Origin of the sequence: Serratia sp. PGPR-27 (assembly GCF_022678525.1) — a bacterium.
Classification (GTDB): domain Bacteria; phylum Pseudomonadota; class Gammaproteobacteria; order Enterobacterales; family Enterobacteriaceae; genus Serratia; species Serratia nematodiphila.
On record NZ_JALBYS010000006.1, the window covers coordinates 99712 to 115383 of the forward strand.

Annotated in this window: 12 protein-coding genes; 10 read left to right on the forward strand and 2 right to left on the reverse strand. The window is 63.2% G+C overall.

Annotation, left to right across the window (positions count from 1 at the left end; translation table 11 throughout):
- The first annotated feature begins 45 nt into the window (after positions 1-45).
- From MMS95_RS05435 to MMS95_RS05470, 8 genes are all read left to right on the forward strand, one after another.
- Complete coding sequence (locus MMS95_RS05435) at positions 46-1509, forward strand: gamma-aminobutyraldehyde dehydrogenase (RefSeq protein WP_242141453.1); 1464 nt, start codon at positions 46-48, stop codon at positions 1507-1509.
- Between the two features lie 73 nt (positions 1510-1582).
- Positions 1583-2737: a putative ABC transporter substrate-binding protein YdcS gene (gene ydcS, locus MMS95_RS05440; RefSeq protein WP_019452335.1), complete on the forward strand. Its 1155-nt coding sequence runs from the start codon at positions 1583-1585 to the stop codon at positions 2735-2737.
- A gap of 53 nt (positions 2738-2790) precedes the next feature.
- Positions 2791-3819 carry an ABC transporter ATP-binding protein gene (locus MMS95_RS05445; protein WP_019452336.1) on the forward strand — a complete coding sequence of 343 codons (1029 nt, stop codon included), beginning with the start codon at positions 2791-2793 and terminating at the stop codon, positions 3817-3819.
- Between the two features lies 1 nt (position 3820).
- Positions 3821-4765: an ABC transporter permease gene (locus MMS95_RS05450; RefSeq protein ID WP_033632317.1), complete on the forward strand. Its 945-nt coding sequence runs from the start codon at positions 3821-3823 to the stop codon at positions 4763-4765.
- Positions 4755-5561, forward strand: coding sequence for an ABC transporter permease (locus tag MMS95_RS05455; RefSeq protein ID WP_004941378.1), 807 nt, complete (start codon positions 4755-4757; stop codon positions 5559-5561). Before MMS95_RS05450 ends, MMS95_RS05455 begins: the two co-directional genes overlap by 11 nt.
- A 35-nt stretch (positions 5562-5596) precedes the next feature.
- A complete protein-coding gene (patD, locus tag MMS95_RS05460; RefSeq protein ID WP_242141454.1) occupies positions 5597-7021 on the forward strand; it encodes an aminobutyraldehyde dehydrogenase in 1425 nt (474 codons plus the stop codon).
- 85 nt (positions 7022-7106) lie between these two features.
- On the forward strand, positions 7107-9017 hold the full coding sequence (locus tag MMS95_RS05465; RefSeq protein ID WP_176326491.1) for an FAD/NAD(P)-binding protein: 1911 nt from the start codon (positions 7107-7109) through the stop codon (positions 9015-9017).
- Positions 9014-10198, forward strand: a complete 1185-nt coding sequence (locus tag MMS95_RS05470) for a cytochrome c (protein ID WP_242141455.1) — start codon at positions 9014-9016, stop codon at positions 10196-10198. The genes MMS95_RS05465 and MMS95_RS05470 overlap by 4 nt, the downstream gene beginning before the upstream one ends.
- A 37-nt stretch (positions 10199-10235) precedes the next feature.
- Here the strand turns inward: MMS95_RS05470 and hmpA are convergent, their stop codons facing one another.
- A complete protein-coding gene (hmpA, locus tag MMS95_RS05475; protein WP_242141456.1) occupies positions 10236-11426 on the reverse strand; it encodes an NO-inducible flavohemoprotein in 1191 nt (396 codons plus the stop codon).
- A 357-nt stretch (positions 11427-11783) separates the two neighbouring features.
- On the opposite strand from hmpA, the gene glyA reads away from it, so the two are divergent.
- On the forward strand, positions 11784-13037 hold the full coding sequence (glyA, locus tag MMS95_RS05480; protein WP_004941389.1) for a serine hydroxymethyltransferase: 1254 nt from the start codon (positions 11784-11786) through the stop codon (positions 13035-13037).
- 156 nt (positions 13038-13193) lie between these two features.
- Positions 13194-14339, forward strand: coding sequence for a 3-phenylpropionate MFS transporter (locus tag MMS95_RS05485; protein ID WP_156865768.1), 1146 nt, complete (start codon positions 13194-13196; stop codon positions 14337-14339).
- Here the strand turns inward: MMS95_RS05485 and csiE are convergent, their stop codons facing one another.
- Positions 14340-15611, reverse strand: a complete 1272-nt coding sequence (csiE, locus tag MMS95_RS05490) for a stationary phase inducible protein CsiE (protein WP_242141457.1) — start codon at positions 15609-15611, stop codon at positions 14340-14342.
- Positions 15612-15672: the final 61 nt, after the last annotated feature.

Consider the following 15672-nt stretch of genomic DNA (forward strand, 5'->3'; position numbering starts at 1 on the left):
TATTCACATTTGGTTAACGTTTTTGTCACTTAGGGGCGTCAGGCGATGGCGGATGTGCAGGTTCTCTCAGGTTTGTCCTGTCAGCAGTTCATTAACGGTCAGCTTATCGACGGCGAAGGCCAGCAGGAGTGCATCGTCAATCCGGCCAACGGCGAGACGCTGATCGCCCTGACCGAAGCCTCTGCGGCACAGGTCGGCAGCGCGGTGAAAGCCGCGCAGCAGGCGTTTGGCCATTGGTCGCGCACTACGCCGGCCCAGCGCGCCACGCTGTTGCTGCGTATCGCCGACGCCATTGAGCGGCAGGCGCCGCAGCTGGCGCAGCTGGAGGCCCTCAACTGCGGCAAACCGCTGCATCAGGCGCTCAATGACGATCTGCCGGCGGCGGTCGACGTGTTCCGCTTCTTTGCCGGCGCGGTGCGCACGCAGCAAGGGCAACTGGCCGGTGAGTATGTGCCGGGCCACACCTCGATGATCCGCCGCGATCCCATTGGCGTGGTGGCCTCGATCGCCCCCTGGAACTATCCGCTGATGATGGCGGCGTGGAAGATCGCGCCGGCGTTGGCGGCGGGCAATACCGTGGTGTTTAAACCCTCCGAACATACGCCGCTGACCATTCTGGCGTTGGTGCCTGCGCTGCAAGAGATCCTGCCGCCGGGCGTGCTGAACATCGTCTATGGCGGCGGTGAAGGGGTCGGCAGCCAGCTGGTGGGGCACCCGCAGGTGCGGCTGGTGTCGGTCACCGGCGATATCGTCACCGGGCAAAAAATCCTCCAGGCGGCGGCTAAAAGCGTCAAGCGCACCCATCTGGAGCTGGGGGGCAAGGCGCCGGTGATTGTTTGCGACGACGCCGATCTCGACGAGGTGGTCAACGGCATTCGCACCTACGGCTATTACAACGCCGGCCAGGACTGCACCGCCGCCTGCCGCATCTACGCGCAGGCCGGCATCTATCCCAAACTGGTGGACGCGCTGGGCGAAGCGGTCGCCAGCCTGCGCTTCGCCCGCAAGCGCGATCAGGACAACGAGATCGGCCCGTTGATAAGTGCCCGCCAGCGCGATCGCGTCGCCAGTTTTGTCGAGCGGGCGCTCAGCCAACCGCATATCGAATTGATCACCGGTGCCGCGGCGCACTCCGGGCCGGGGTTCTACTACCAGCCGACCTTGCTGGCGGGTTGCCTGCAAAGCGACGAGATCGTGCAGCGTGAGGTGTTTGGCCCGGTGGTCAGCGTCACGCGCTTCGAACACCTGGAGCAGGCGGTCGCCTGGGCCAACGACTCGGAATACGGGCTGGCCTCGTCGGTGTGGACGCAAAATATCGATCGGGCGCTGCACATTGCCGCCCATCTGCAGTACGGCAGCACCTGGATCAACACTCATTTCACCTTGGCGAGCGAAATGCCGCACGGCGGCCTGAAACGCTCCGGCTACGGCAAGGATCTGTCCAGCGATTCGCTGCAGGATTACAGCGTTGTCAGGCACGTAATGGCGAAGTTCAAAGCCAGCTTCTAACGGTTATATCAAGAAAAATCAGGCGGCAGCCGTTCCCTGCCGCATACCGATAAGCAACACAGGGGTAATTACGATGGGAAAAACTACCGCAGTCACCACCACCGTCTCCGCGCTCTGTCTCACCGTGCTGTGCGGCCTGGCCCAGGCGGCCGATCTGCCGCAGTCGCTGGGCAAAGGCGAAGGCCGGCTGGACATCATCGCCTGGCCCGGCTACATCGAACGCGGCCAGTCCGACAAAAACTACGACTGGGTCACCCAGTTTGAAAAGCAAACCGGCTGTGCGGTGAACGTGAAGACCGCCGCCACCTCCGATGAAATGGTCAGCCTGATGGCCAAGGGCGGCTACGATCTGGTGACCGCCTCCGGCGACGCCTCGCTACGCCTGATCTTCGGCAAGCGGGTGCAGCCGATCAACACCGCGCTGATCCCGAACTGGAAGAACATCGATCCGCGCCTGCTGAACGGCGCCTGGTATACCGTGGACGGCAAAACTTACGGCACGCCGTACCAGTGGGGACCGAACCTGCTGATGTACAACACCAAAACCTTCCCGACGCCGCCGGACAGCTGGGCGGTGATCTTCCAGCAGCAGAACCTGCCGGACGGTAAGAGCAACCAGGGGCGGGTGCAGGCTTACGACGGCCCGATCTACATCGCCGACGCGGCGCTGTTCCTGAAGGCCACCCAGCCGCAGCTCGGCATCAGCGATCCTTACCAGCTCAACGAAGAGCAGTATCAGGCGGCGCTGAAGCTGCTGCGTAGCCAGCACGCGCTGATCCACCGCTACTGGCACGATACCTCGGTGCAGATGAGCGACTTTAAAAACGAAGGCGTGGTGGCCTCCAGCGCCTGGCCGTATCAGGCCAACGCCCTGAAGGGCGAAGGACAGCCGATCGCCACCGTGTTCCCGAAAGAGGGCGTGACCGGCTGGGCGGACACCACCATGCTGCATGCCGATGCCAAACACCCGAGCTGCGCCTACCAGTGGATGAACTGGTCGCTGGAGCCGAAGGTGCAGGGCGACGTGGCGGCCTGGTTCGGGTCGGTGCCGGCTTCACCGGCGGGCTGCAAGGCCAGCGCGCTGCTGGGTGAGAAGGGTTGCGAAACCAACGGTTTCAACCAGTTCGACAAAATCGCCTTCTGGAAAACGCCGCAGGCGCAGGGCGGCAAGTTCGTGCCGTACAGCCGCTGGACCCAGGATTACATCGCCATCATGGGCGGCCGCTAAGCCGCGGGGCGCAGCCCGCTGCGCCCGAATTACATCAGAATGGAGCACAGAAAATGACCATTGCCGTGCAATTCATCGATGTTTCGCGGACTTTCGGCGATGTTCGCGCCGTGGATCGGGTATCCATCGACATTCAGGACGGGGAATTCTTCTCCATGCTCGGGCCGTCCGGCTCGGGCAAAACCACCTGCCTGCGCCTGATCGCCGGCTTTGAACAGCTGACTTCCGGCTCTATTCGCATTCACGGCCAGGAAGCCGCCAACCTGCCGCCGTACCAGCGCGACGTGAACACCGTGTTTCAGGATTACGCGCTGTTCCCGCACATGTCGGTGCTGGAAAACGTCGCCTACGGCCTGATGGTGAAGGGCGTCGCCAAACGCGAGCGGCTGGCGCGGGCGCAAGAGGCGCTGGAGAGCGTGGCGCTCGGTTTCGTCGCCGAACGCAAACCGGCGCACCTGTCGGGCGGCCAGCGGCAGCGCGTGGCGCTGGCGCGCGCGCTGGTCAATCGGCCGCGGGTGCTGCTGCTGGACGAGCCGCTCGGCGCGCTGGATCTCAAGCTGCGCGAGCAGATGCAGGGCGAGCTGAAGAAGCTGCAGCGTCAGTTGGGCATCACCTTTATCTTCGTCACCCACGATCAAAGCGAAGCGCTGTCGATGTCCGATCGGGTGGCGGTGTTCAATAACGGCCGCATCGAGCAGGTGGATACGCCGCGCGAGCTTTACATGCGGCCGAAGACGCCGTTCGTCGCCGAGTTCGTCGGCACCTCCAACGTGGTGCGCAGCGAGCTGGCGCAGCGCCTGCTTGGCGAAAGCCGAACCTTCTCGATCCGGCCGGAACATATCCGCCTGCTGGAGCAAGGCGGCGCGGCGCAGGACGAAATCCAGGTGCAGGGCACGCTGCAGGAAATCCACTACCAGGGCGCGGCCACGCGCTATGAGATCGCGCTGAACGGCGGCGAAAAGCTGCTGGTCAGCCAGGCCAATCCACAGTGGATCGCCGCAGGGCAACAGCGTCAGATCGGCCAGCCGATCGTCGCCTGCTGGCCGCGCGCGGCGATGGTGCCGCTGCTGGAGGAGAGGTGAGATGGACATGAGCATCGATTCCCCCTCGGCGCGCGGTGGTAGCGTGCGCGCGCTGTCGACCTGGCTCTATCGCCGGCCGACGCTGTATCTGCTGTTACTGCTGGTGCCGCCGCTGCTGTGGTTCGGCGCGGTGTACCTCGGCTCGCTGCTGACGCTGCTGTGGCAGGGGTTCTACACCTTCGACGATTTCACCATGGCGGTGACGCCGGATCTGACCTTCGCCAACCTGGCGGCGCTGTTCAACCCGGCCAACTACGACATCATCCTGCGTACGCTGACCATGGCGGTGCTGGTGTCGCTGGCCAGCGCGGTACTGGCGTTCCCGATCGCCTATTACATGGCGCGCTACACCAGCGGCCGCGTCAAGGCGTTCTTTTACATCGCGGTGATGATGCCGATGTGGGCCAGCTATATCGTTAAAGCCTATGCCTGGACCCTGCTGCTGGCGAAAGACGGCGTGGCGCAGTGGTTCCTGCAGCACCTGGGGCTGGAGCCGCTGTTGGCTTCGCTGCTGACGGTGCCCGGCGTCGGCGGCAACACGCTGTCGACCTCGGGGCTGGGGCGTTTTCTGGTGTTCGTCTATATCTGGCTGCCGTTCATGATCCTGCCGATCCAGGCGGCGCTGGAGCGCCTGCCGCCCTCGCTGCTGCACGCCTCGGCGGATCTGGGCGCCCGGCCGGCGCAGACCTTCCGCCACGTCATTTTGCCGCTGGCGGTGCCGGGCATCGCCGCCGGATCGATCTTCACCTTTTCGCTGACGCTGGGCGATTTCATCGTGCCGCAGCTGGTGGGGCCGCCGGGCTATTTCATCGGCAGCATGGTCTATGCCCAGCAGGGCGCGATCGGCAATATGCCGATGGCCGCGGCCTTTACGCTGGTGCCGATCGTTCTGATCGCCATCTACCTTTCCATCGTCAAACGTCTGGGGGCTTTCGATGCACTCTGAACGCGCGCCCTTAGGGCTGAAGCTGGCCGCCTGGGGCGGACTTGTCTTCCTGCATTTCCCGTTGGCGATCATCGCCATCTATGCCTTCAACACCGAAGACGCGGCCTTCAGCTTCCCGCCGAAGGGCTTTACGCTGCACTGGTTCAACGTCGCCGCCGGGCGGCAGGACATCCTCGATGCGGTGCTGCTGTCGGCGCAGATCGCCTGCCTGGCGACCGCCATCGCGCTGGTGCTCGGCACCCTGGCGGCGGCGGCGCTGTATCGGCGCGATTTTTTCGGCAAAGACAGCATTTCGCTGCTGCTGCTGCTGCCGATCGCGCTGCCGGGGATCGTCACCGGCCTGGCGCTGCTGGCGGCGTTCAAGGCGCTGAACATCGAGCCGGGCATCCTGACCATCGTCGTCGGCCATGCGACGTTCTGCGTGGTGATCGTGTTCAACAACGTCATCGCCCGATTCCGCCGCACCTCGTACAGCCTGATCGAGGCTTCGATGGATCTCGGCGCCGACGGCTGGCAAACCTTCCGTTACGTGATCTTGCCGAACCTCGGCTCGGCGCTGCTGGCCGGCGGCATGCTGGCGTTTGCGCTGTCGTTCGATGAAATCATCGTGACCACCTTTACCGCCGGCCACGAGCGCACGCTGCCGCTGTGGCTGCTGAACCAGCTCGGTCGCCCGCGCGACGTGCCGATCACCAACGTGGTGGCGCTGTCGGTGATGCTGTTGACCATGCTGCCGATCCTCGGCGCTTACTACCTGACCAAAGGTGGGGAAAGCGTCGCCGGCAGCGGCAAATAATTTCCTTACCCGACCTCTGACAAAAGGATAACCCTATGCAAAGCCAACTGTTGATTGACGGCCAACTGGTGAATGGCCAGGGCGCGACCCAGCCGGTGTATAACCCGGCGACCGGCGAAGTGATCGCGCAGGTGGCGGAGGCCAGCCCGGAGCAGGTCGATCGCGCGGTGCTGGCGGCGGACGCCGCGTTCGCCGCCTGGGGGCAAACCACGCCGAAGGAGCGCGCCGAGCATCTGCTCAAGCTGGCGGATCTGATCGACGAGCATGCCGAGACCTTCGCCAGGCTGGAGTCGCTCAACTGCGGCAAGCCTTATCACTGCGTGCTGAACGACGAGCTGCCGGCGGTGGCCGACGTATTTCGCTTCTTCGCCGGCGCCAGCCGCTGCCTGACCGGCATGGCGGCCGGTGAGTATCTGGCCGGGCACACCTCGATGATCCGCCGCGATCCGCTCGGCGTGGTGGCCTCGATCGCGCCGTGGAACTACCCGCTGATGATGGCGGCCTGGAAACTGGCGCCGGCCTTGGCGGCGGGCAACTGCGTGGTGATCAAGCCTTCGGAGCAGACGCCGCTGACCACCTTCAAACTGGCCGAACTGGCCGCCGGGCTGTTCCCGCCGGGCGTGCTCAACGTGCTGTTCGGGCGCGGCGCCAGCGTGGGCGATCGGCTGACCGGGCATGACAAGGTGCGCATGGTGTCGCTGACCGGGTCGATCGCCACCGGCGAGCACATCATCGCCCACACCGCCGCCGGCATTAAGCGCACCCATATGGAGCTGGGCGGCAAGGCGCCGGTGCTGGTGTTCGACGACGCCGATCTGCAGCAGGTGGTGGACGGCATTCGCGGCTTCGGGTTCTACAACGCCGGGCAGGATTGCACCGCCGCCTGCCGCATCTACGCGCAGAAAAGCATTTATCCCGAGCTGGTGAAGCGGCTGGGCGAGGCGGTGGCCAGCCTGAAGATCGGCGCGCCGGACGACGAGACCACCGAGCTGGGGCCGTTGATTACCGCCCAGCATCTGGAGCGGGTGGCCGGTTTTGTCGAGCGAGCCAAAGCGTTGCCGCATGTGCAGGTAGTGACCGGCGGCAAGAAGGTGAAGGGGCCGGGATACTATTTCCAGCCGACGCTGCTGGCCGGCGCGCGCCAGGACGATGAGATCGTGCAGCGCGAAGTGTTCGGCCCGGTGGTGACGGTGACGCCGTTCGACGACGAAGAGCAGGTACTGGCCTGGGCGAACGAATCCAATTACGGGCTGGCGTCGTCCGTGTGGACCCGCGACGTGGGCCGCGCGCATCGCTTAAGCGCCCGCCTGCAATACGGCTGCACCTGGGTGAACACCCACTTCATGCTGGTGAGCGAAATGCCGCACGGCGGCCAGAAACTGTCCGGCTACGGCAAGGATATGTCGATGTATGGGCTGGAGGATTACACGGCCATTCGTCATGTGATGTTCAAACATTGATTTTACAATAATTATCCGCACAATAGCGCGGCCTTTGGGCCGGCTCCGGCCGGCTGATGATAATAAAAATTGAAAGGAAGCCTATATGGGTATCACCAGACGCGATTTTCTCAACGGGGTGGCGATCACCATCGCCGCCGGGTTGACGCCGCTGCAAATCTTGCGCGCGTCGCCGCAAACCGCTAATCAAACCCTGTACTATCCGCCGGCGCTGACCGGGTTGCGGGGCAACCATCCGGGCTCGTTCGAGCATGCGCACCAGCTGGGGCGCGACGGCAAAACCTTTGATTTCGGCAGCGTGCCCGCCGTTGAAGAGTTCGATCTGGTGGTGGTCGGCGCCGGCATCAGCGGGCTGGCGGCCGCCTGTTTCTGGCAGCAGCTGAAAGGCGAGCGGCAGCGCATTCTTTTGATCGACAACCACGACGACTTCGGCGGCCATGCCAAGCGCAACGAGTTCAACAGCGACGACGGCATGCTGCTCGGCTACGGCGGCAGCGAATCGTTGCAGTCGCCGCGTTCCAACTTCAGCCCGGTGGCGATGGGGCTGCTGCGCAAGCTCGGCGTCGATATCGACCAACTGGAACAGGCTTTCGACACCACCTTCTACCCGGATTTGAATTTGAGCCGCGGCGTTTACTTCGATCGCAAGAACTTCGGCGTCGACAAGGTGGTGAGCGGCGATCCGGGCCGCACGGTGGCGGACGACATCCCGCGCGATCGCCTCAACGGCCGCTCTTATGAAGCGTTCATCGGCGATTTCCCGCTGCCGGAAAGCGATCGCCAGGCGCTGATCGCGCTGCACACGGTGGAGAAGGATTATCTGCCGGAGATGACGCTGGAGCAGAAGGTCGAGTGGCTCGATACCCACAGCTATACCCAGTTCCTGCGGGAGAAGGTGGGCCTGAGCGAGCTGGCGATCCGTTATTTCCAGCAGACCACCAACGATTTCCAGGCGGTGGGCATCGATGGCACCTCGTGCAGCGATGCGCGCATTTGCGATCTGCCGGGCCTGAACGGCATGAATCTGCCGCCGCTGGACGAAGAGTCGCAGGCGGATCTCGACGATCCTTACGTGTTCCACTTCCCGGACGGCAACGCCACGCTGGCGCGCCTGATGGTGCGCCAGCTGATCCCGGCGGTGGCGCCGGCCGGCAAGGACATGAACGATGTGGTGCTGGCTAAATTCGACTACAGCCAGCTCGATCGGCCGGAGTCGCCGGTGAAGCTGCGTTTGAACAGCACCGGGCTGCACGCGGCCAACGTCGGCGACAAGGTGGAAGTCACCTACATGACCGGCGAGAAGATGACCAAAGTGCGCGCCGGGCAGGTGGTGATGGCCGGCTACAACATGATGATCCCGTATCTGGTGCCGGAGATGGCGCACGAGCAGCAGGAGGCGCTGAAGCAGAACGTCAAGGCGCCGCTGGTGTACAGCAAGGTGGTGATCCGCAACTGGCAGCCGTTCATCAAGCTGGGCGTGCACGAGGTTTATTCGCCGGCCGCGCCGTACAGCCGCGTGAAGCTGGACTATCCGGTGAGCATGGGCGGCTATCAGCACCCGCGCGATCCGGATCGGCCGATCGGCCTGCATATGGTGTATGTGCCGACGCTGCCGGGCAGCGGCCTCAGCACGCGCGAACAGTCGCGTAAAGGGCGCGCGCTGCTGCTGGGCACGCCGTTCGAAGTGCACGAACAGATGATCCGCGAACAGCTGCAGGGCATGCTGGGCGAGGCCGGTTTCGATCATCAGCGCGACATTCAGGCGATCACCGTCAACCGCTGGTCGCACGGTTACTCCTACTTCCTCAACGGGTTGTTTGACGACGAAGACGAAGCCAAGAAAATCATCGAAACGGCGCGGCAGCCGATCGGCAAGATCGCTATCGCCAACTCCGATGCCGACTGGAGCCCGTACGCCAACTCGGCGATCGATCAGGCGTGGCGCGCGGTTAACGAACTGGCCTACGGCAAGGTTGCCGCCAAGGAGGGAGCATGAGTCTGCGTTCACTGTACCTGTTGAGCCTGTTGGCCGCCGGCGGCTCGGCCCTGGCGATGTCGGCCGGGGAATACGTCGCCAAAGCCGGTGACTGCACCGCCTGCCATACCGCGCCGGGCGGCGCCGAATTGGCGGGCGGCATGAAGTTCCCGACGCCGCTCGGGGCTATCTACGCCACCAACATCACGCCGGACAAGCTGCACGGCATCGGCGCTTACTCATTCGAAGAGTTCGATCGCGCCATGCGTCAGGGGATCGCCAAAGACGGTCACCGGCTTTATCCGGCGATGCCGTACACCTCGTACGCCAAAATGAGCACGGAAGACATGCGCGCGCTGTATGACTATCTGATGAACGAGGTGCCGGCGCAGAACGTCGCCAACCGCGACAGCGACATCACTTGGCCGCTGTCGATGCGCTGGCCGCTGGCGGTGTGGAATCAGCTGTTCCACGACGACCAGCCGTATCAGGCGGATCCGCAGCAAAGCGCCGAGTGGAACCGCGGCGCCTATCTGGTGCAAGGCGCAGGCCACTGCGGCAGCTGCCACACGCCGCGCGGCTGGGCGATGCAGGAGAAGGGCCTGGACGGTAAGGAGCCGGTGTTCCTGAGCGGCGCCGAGCTGGACGGCTGGTACGCCTCCAATCTGCGCGGCCTGCCGCCGGAAGAGGTGACGGCGCTGCTGAAAACCGGCCGCAGCCGCCATGCGGCGGTCGCCGGGCCAATGAGCGAGGTGGTGACCCACAGCACGCAGTACCTCAGCGACGGCGATCTGAACGCCATCGCGGTGTACCTGCGCAGCCTGGCGCCGGACACCGCCGCCAAACCTGCCTCATCTGCTGCGCAGGCGGATAATTCGGGCGGCAAGGCGACCTATGCGATGTACTGCTCGACCTGTCACGGCAATCAAGGTGAAGGCACCGACTTCGCCATTCCGGCGCTGGCGGGCAATGCCACGGTAACGGCGGATAATCCGCTGACCGCGCTGCGGGTGGTGCTGGAAGGGGCGCATACGCCGATCACGCAGCAGGCGATGGCGTTCGACATGCCGGCTTATGGCTGGGCGTTGAACGATCGTCAAGCGGCCGATCTGATGAGCTATCTGCGGGGAAGCTGGGGCAACCAGGCGGCGCCGGTGACGGTGCAGCAGGTGCAGGACGCGCGCCAACTGCAGGAGAAATGAAGGGGGAGCGCGGTCTGACGGCCGCGCTCCGCACGCATTACAGCACCTTATGCGGGCCGAAGCATTCGTAGTGGATGCGTTCGGCCTCTACGCCCATCTCCAACAGCTGTTTGCCCACGAACTGCATGAAGGCCACCGGGCCGCAGAAGTAATAGTGCATTTGCGGATCGGCCAGGCTGCCTTGCAGCGCGCTCAAATCCATCAATCCGCGGCTGTGGTAGTCGAGGCCTTCCACGTCATCGGCGCCCGGCTCGCGGTACCACACATGGCGGCTCAGATTCGGCATGCGCCCGGCAATATCCGCCACTTCCTCGGCAAAGGCGTGCACGCTGCCGTTTTCCGCCGCGTGCAGCCAGTGGACCTGCGCCTGATGTTGGCTGTCGTGCAGGCTGTTGAGCATGCCGAGCATTGGGGTTTGGCCGACGCCGGCGGAGATCAGCGCCACCGGCGTGGTCGGCGTCACGTCGAGGAAGAAGTCGCCGTGCGGCGGGGCGATGTCAATCACGTCGCCTTCCTGCGCCTGCTGGTGCAGGTAGTTGGACACTTTACCCTGATCTTCACGCTTCACCGCGATGCGGTAGAACTCGCCGTTCGGCGAGGTGGTCAGCGAGTACTGGCGAATTTCCTGATGTTCCAGGCTGTCGTGCTTGATGTAGACCGCCAGGTATTGCCCCGGTTTGAAGTCCGCCACCCGGCCGCCGTCCACCGGCGCCAGCACGAAGCTGCAGATCACGTCGCTCTGCGGCTGCTTCTTCAGAATGCGGAATGCGCGCAGATCGCGCCAGCCGCCGTTGTCGGTTTCGCTCTGCTGATAAATCTGCTCTTCACGCTGAATAAACACGTTGGCCAGCACGCCGTAGGCTTTGCCCCAGGCGTCCAACACTTCCTGACCCGGGCTGAACATTTCGTCCAGCGTCGCCAGCAGGTGCCCGCCGACGATTTGGTACTGCTCCGGCTGAATATTGAAGCTGGTGTGCTTCTGCGCGATGCGTTCCACCGCCGGCAGCAGCGCCGCCAGGTTCTCGATGTTGGCGGCATAGGCGCAGATGGCGTCGAACAGCGCCTGACGCTGATCGCCGTTGCGCTGATTGCTCATATTGAAAATGTCTTTCAATTCCGGGTTGTGGGCGAACATGCGATCGTAAAAGTGGGCGGTCAGCTTCGGCCCGGTTGCTGCCAGCAGGGGGATGGTGGATTTCACGGTGGCGATGGTTTGGCTATCCAGCATGGGAGCGCTCCTTGGGTTGGGATCTTGACGAGAATTTTAATGATGCATTTTAAATGCATCTTATTGGGTTCCGCGCCGCTTGTAAATACCCTTGTTTTCGTTGCGGTGTTCTTCGGGCGTCGATCGCGCTCACAGAACATGAAAAAAGCGCATTGTTCGCATGAGGAAATGTCCGTTGATAAACGGCAGCGTTTCGCGGATCAAAGCCTTGCGCCGCCTTATGCCAATCGTTTGCGTAAAAACCTCTGTCAAGACCTATCTTCGGTAGGGCGAAACGGTTTACACTGTGGCCCAGACCCCAAACGGGTAGTTATTTGGTGATTTTTTAGTTAGCTGATTTAAGTCAGGAGATGCCGGATGTTAAAGCGTGAAATGAACATTGCCGATTACGATGCGGAACTGTGGCGTGCCATGGAGCAGGAAGTGGTGCGTCAGGAAGAGCACATCGAGCTGATCGCGTCTGAGAACTACACCAGCCCGCGCGTAATGCAGGCTCAGGGTTCCCAGCTGACCAACAAATACGCTGAAGGCTATCCGGGCAAGCGTTACTACGGCGGCTGCGAATACGTGGATATCGTTGAGCAGTTGGCTATCGACCGCGCCAAAGAATTGTTCGGCGCCGATTACGCCAACGTGCAGCCGCACTCCGGCTCCCAGGCTAACTTCGCCGTGTACACCGCGCTGCTGCAGCCGGGCGACACCATTCTGGGCATGAACCTGGCGCACGGCGGCCACCTGACCCACGGTTCCCCGGTTAACCTGTCCGGCAAACTGTATAACGTGGTGCCTTACGGCATCGACGACAAAGGTCAAATCGACTATGACGATCTGGCCAAACAGGCGCAAACCCACAAGCCGAAAATGATCATCGGCGGCTTCTCCGCCTACTCCGGCGTGGTTGACTGGGCCAAAATGCGTGAAATCGCCGACAGCATCGGCGCTTATCTGTTCGTCGACATGGCGCACGTGGCCGGCCTGATCGCCGCCGGCGTGTACCCGAACCCGGTGCCGCACGCGCACATCGTCACCACTACCACCCACAAAACCCTGGCGGGCCCGCGCGGCGGCCTGATCCTGGCGAAGGGCGGCGACGAAGAGCTGTACAAGAAGCTGAACTCCGCCGTGTTCCCTGGCGGCCAGGGCGGCCCGCTGATGCACGTGATCGCCGGCAAGGCGGTGGCGCTGAAAGAAGCGATGGAGCCTGAGTTCAAGGTTTACCAGCAGCAAGTGGCGGTCAACGCCAAGGCGATGGTGGAAGTGTTCCTGCAGCGCGGCTATAAAGTGGTCTCCGGCGGCACCCATAACCACCTGTTCCTGCTGGATCTGGTCGACAAAAACCTGACCGGTAAAGAAGCGGACGCCGCCCTGGGCCGCGCCAACATCACCGTCAACAAAAACAGCGTGCCGAACGATCCGAAGAGCCCGTTCGTTACCTCCGGCGTGCGTATCGGCACCCCGGCCGTGACCCGTCGCGGCTTCAAAGAAGCCGACGTGCGCGAACTGGCCGGTTGGATCTGTGATGTGCTGGACAACATCAACGATGAAGCCACCATCGAACGCACCAAGAAGAAAGTGCTGGATATCTGCGCCCGCCTGCCGGTTTACGCCTAATCCCGCTTTCGCCTGACAAAACCCGCTGCGGCGGGTTTTTTTATGGCCGCTTGCGGCAAACTGTGAGCTGTCTGGCACTCTAACGCATTGAAGTGGAATGAAGATTGCGGGCCGGTGTGAGCTCTGTCAAAGTATTGCCCTCACACCGGAGGGATCATGGTTCTGCAATCCACGCGTTGGCTCGCGCTCAGTTATTTCACCTACTTCTTTTCCTACGGCATCTTCTTACCGTTCTGGGGCGTGTGGCTGAAAGGCGAGGGCATCGCGCCCGAAACCATCGGCATGTTGCTCGGCGCCGGTTTGGTGGCCCGCTTCCTCGGCAGTTTACTGATTGCTCCGCGCGTTAAAGATCCCTCTCATCTGGTCGCCGCCCTGCGCCTGCTGGCGCTGCTGACCCTGGCTTTCGCGGTTGGCTTCTGTTTCGGCAACGGCTGGGGCTGGCTGATGCTGGTGATAGCGGGGTTCAACCTGTTCTTCTCGCCGCTGGTGCCATTGACCGACGCGCTGGCCGCCACCTGGCAAAAGCAAATCCGCATGGACTACGGCCGGGTGCGGCTGTGGGGCTCGCTGGCGTTCGTCATCGGCTCGGCGCTGACCGGGCAGCTGGTGGCGGTGTGGGGCCATAACGCCATTCTCTACAGCCTGATCTTCAGCGTGCTGGCGATGCTGCTGGGCATGTTGCTGAAGCCGAGCGTGATGCCGCAGGGCGAAGCGCGCACGCACGGCGGAGCCGAGCGTTCGCTGTGGGCGCTGTTGAAAGAGGGGCCGGTGTGGCGCTTCCTGCTGTGCGTCACGCTGCTGCAGGGGGCGCACGCCGGTTACTACAGCTTCGGCTCCATTTACTGGCAGGAGGCGGGCTATTCGGCCTCGACCATCGGTTATCTGTGGTCGCTGGGCGTGGTGGCGGAGGTGATTATTTTCGCCAGCAGCAACGTGCTGTTCCGCCGCTGGAATGCGCGCAACCTGCTGCTGCTCTCCGCCTGCTGCGGCGTGTTGCGCTGGAGCCTGATGGCCTACAGCACCGAGCTGGGTTGGCTGCTGCTGATCCAGATCCTGCACTGCGGCACCTTCACCGTCTGCCATCTGGCGGCGATGCGCTTTATCGCCGCGCGTCAGGGGCAAGAGGTGATCCGGCTGCAGGCGGTGTATTCGGCGTTGGCGATGGGCGGCGGTATCGCCGTCATGACGGTGATTGCCGGGTTCCTGTTCGAACATTGGCAGGGCGGGGTATTCTGGGTGATGGCGGCGGTCGCGGCGCCGGCTTTGTTCATCCGGCCGCCGGCGGTCAGCGTCAGCCGTTGATTAAGGCGCTTCCAGCAGCGCGCGAATGGCCTGGCGCTGCCGGGTTTCCAGCGGCAGTTCGGTATAGATCAGCGGCGGGTGCGGATCGTTGTGCACCGCCGCATAAGGGGTGATCACCAGCGTGACGCCCTGCGGCGCGCCGCCGCGCAGATAGTCGCTCAGCGGCAGATACTTGATGTTCAGCGGCAGCAGCGTGAGCTCGCGGATCTGATATTCTACTTCCTCTTCCAGCTGCGGATTGTCCAGCGTCAGCAGCAGCACCTGTTTTTCCTGCAGCGCGTTGTCCTGCATCAGCCAGGCGCCGAAGCTGATGGCCACCAGGCCCGCCTCCTCGTTGGAAAAATGCACGCCGTACTCCTGCTCCAGCGGTATCAGCGCTTCCTGTGTGGTGCGCATCAGCCGCGGGTATTTGCGCACCACGTCTTCCAGCAGCATATTGTCGATGCCGATGGCGAAACGGCAGCGCTCCAGCGCCGGCGCCAGGTGGGCGAACAGCTGGCTGACCAGCTCGGCCTTGCTGCTGAAGGCCATGCCGGAAAGTTGCTGGAAACGCTCGACCATGCTGCCGATCGCCGCCATCAATCTCTGCTCTTGCGCCGAGTCATTGCTGTGGTAGCTGTGATTTTTCAACAGGGTGAAGGTCAGCGCTAAAAAATCGCGCTCGTCCGCCTGCGGCGGCTGGTTAAACAGCCGGTTGCAGGCCTGATGCAGCCAGGCGGCGGCTTGCTGTTCCGGCTTTTGCCGCAGCCAGTCGCGCTGAACGGCGTCGAAACGCGGATGCTGCTGCAGGCGATTTTGCCAGGCGCAGTAGAGCAGATAATGCTGCAGGAATTGGCGGTCGCGCGCGTCGAAGTGGCGGTTGAGCAGCGGCTCGCAGGCATCTATCACTTGAGCCAGCTGCGACGCCGACCCGGCATCGGCCGCCAGCGCCAGCGCCAGCCGCAGGCGCGGGGCGAAGTCGCTTTCGACGAACTGCGGGCTGCAGCGCAGGGCCCGCCGCAGCCAATGGATCAGGCACAGGCGTTGGTCGAGCGCGCTGCCCCGCAGTTGGTAGCCATGGTCGGGATCGACGGCGATCTCCAGATGGTGGAAACGCTGGATTTCACTGGCCACCTCGGCTATATCTTGCCGGGTTATCGGGGGGGCGACGCCATTGATTCGGCTTAAGGTCTCCAGCTGTAACTCGGGCTCCGGCGTGTACAGCATCAGCAGCAGATGACAGCGCCGTTGTTGTCCGGAGAGCTCGGGCACGGGAGAGGTGTCCAGGCTCATTATCACCTTCCGGCATAAAAGGTTGCGATTATGCCTAAGCATAGCAAAAGGCTTTGTAACG

Bases quoted from the DNA above. Each gene is read 5' to 3' on its own strand.
- MMS95_RS05470 (WP_242141455.1), top strand. From the start codon at position 9,014: ATGAGTCTGCGTTCACTGTACCTGTTGAGCCTGTTGGCCGCCGGCGGC.
- glyA (WP_004941389.1), top strand. From the start codon at position 11,784: ATGTTAAAGCGTGAAATGAACATTGCCGATTACGATGCGGAACTGTGG.
- patD (WP_242141454.1), top strand. From the start codon at position 5,597: ATGCAAAGCCAACTGTTGATTGACGGCCAACTGGTGAATGGCCAGGGC.
- MMS95_RS05455 (WP_004941378.1), top strand. From the start codon at position 4,755: ATGCACTCTGAACGCGCGCCCTTAGGGCTGAAGCTGGCCGCCTGGGGC.
- MMS95_RS05450 (WP_033632317.1), top strand. From the start codon at position 3,821: ATGGACATGAGCATCGATTCCCCCTCGGCGCGCGGTGGTAGCGTGCGC.
- ydcS (WP_019452335.1), top strand. From the start codon at position 1,583: ATGGGAAAAACTACCGCAGTCACCACCACCGTCTCCGCGCTCTGTCTC.
- hmpA (WP_242141456.1), bottom strand. From the start codon at position 11,426: ATGCTGGATAGCCAAACCATCGCCACCGTGAAATCCACCATCCCCCTG.
- MMS95_RS05435 (WP_242141453.1), top strand. From the start codon at position 46: ATGGCGGATGTGCAGGTTCTCTCAGGTTTGTCCTGTCAGCAGTTCATT.
- MMS95_RS05485 (WP_156865768.1), top strand. From the start codon at position 13,194: ATGGTTCTGCAATCCACGCGTTGGCTCGCGCTCAGTTATTTCACCTAC.
- MMS95_RS05465 (WP_176326491.1), top strand. From the start codon at position 7,107: ATGGGTATCACCAGACGCGATTTTCTCAACGGGGTGGCGATCACCATC.
- csiE (WP_242141457.1), bottom strand. From the start codon at position 15,611: ATGAGCCTGGACACCTCTCCCGTGCCCGAGCTCTCCGGACAACAACGG.
- MMS95_RS05445 (WP_019452336.1), top strand. From the start codon at position 2,791: ATGACCATTGCCGTGCAATTCATCGATGTTTCGCGGACTTTCGGCGAT.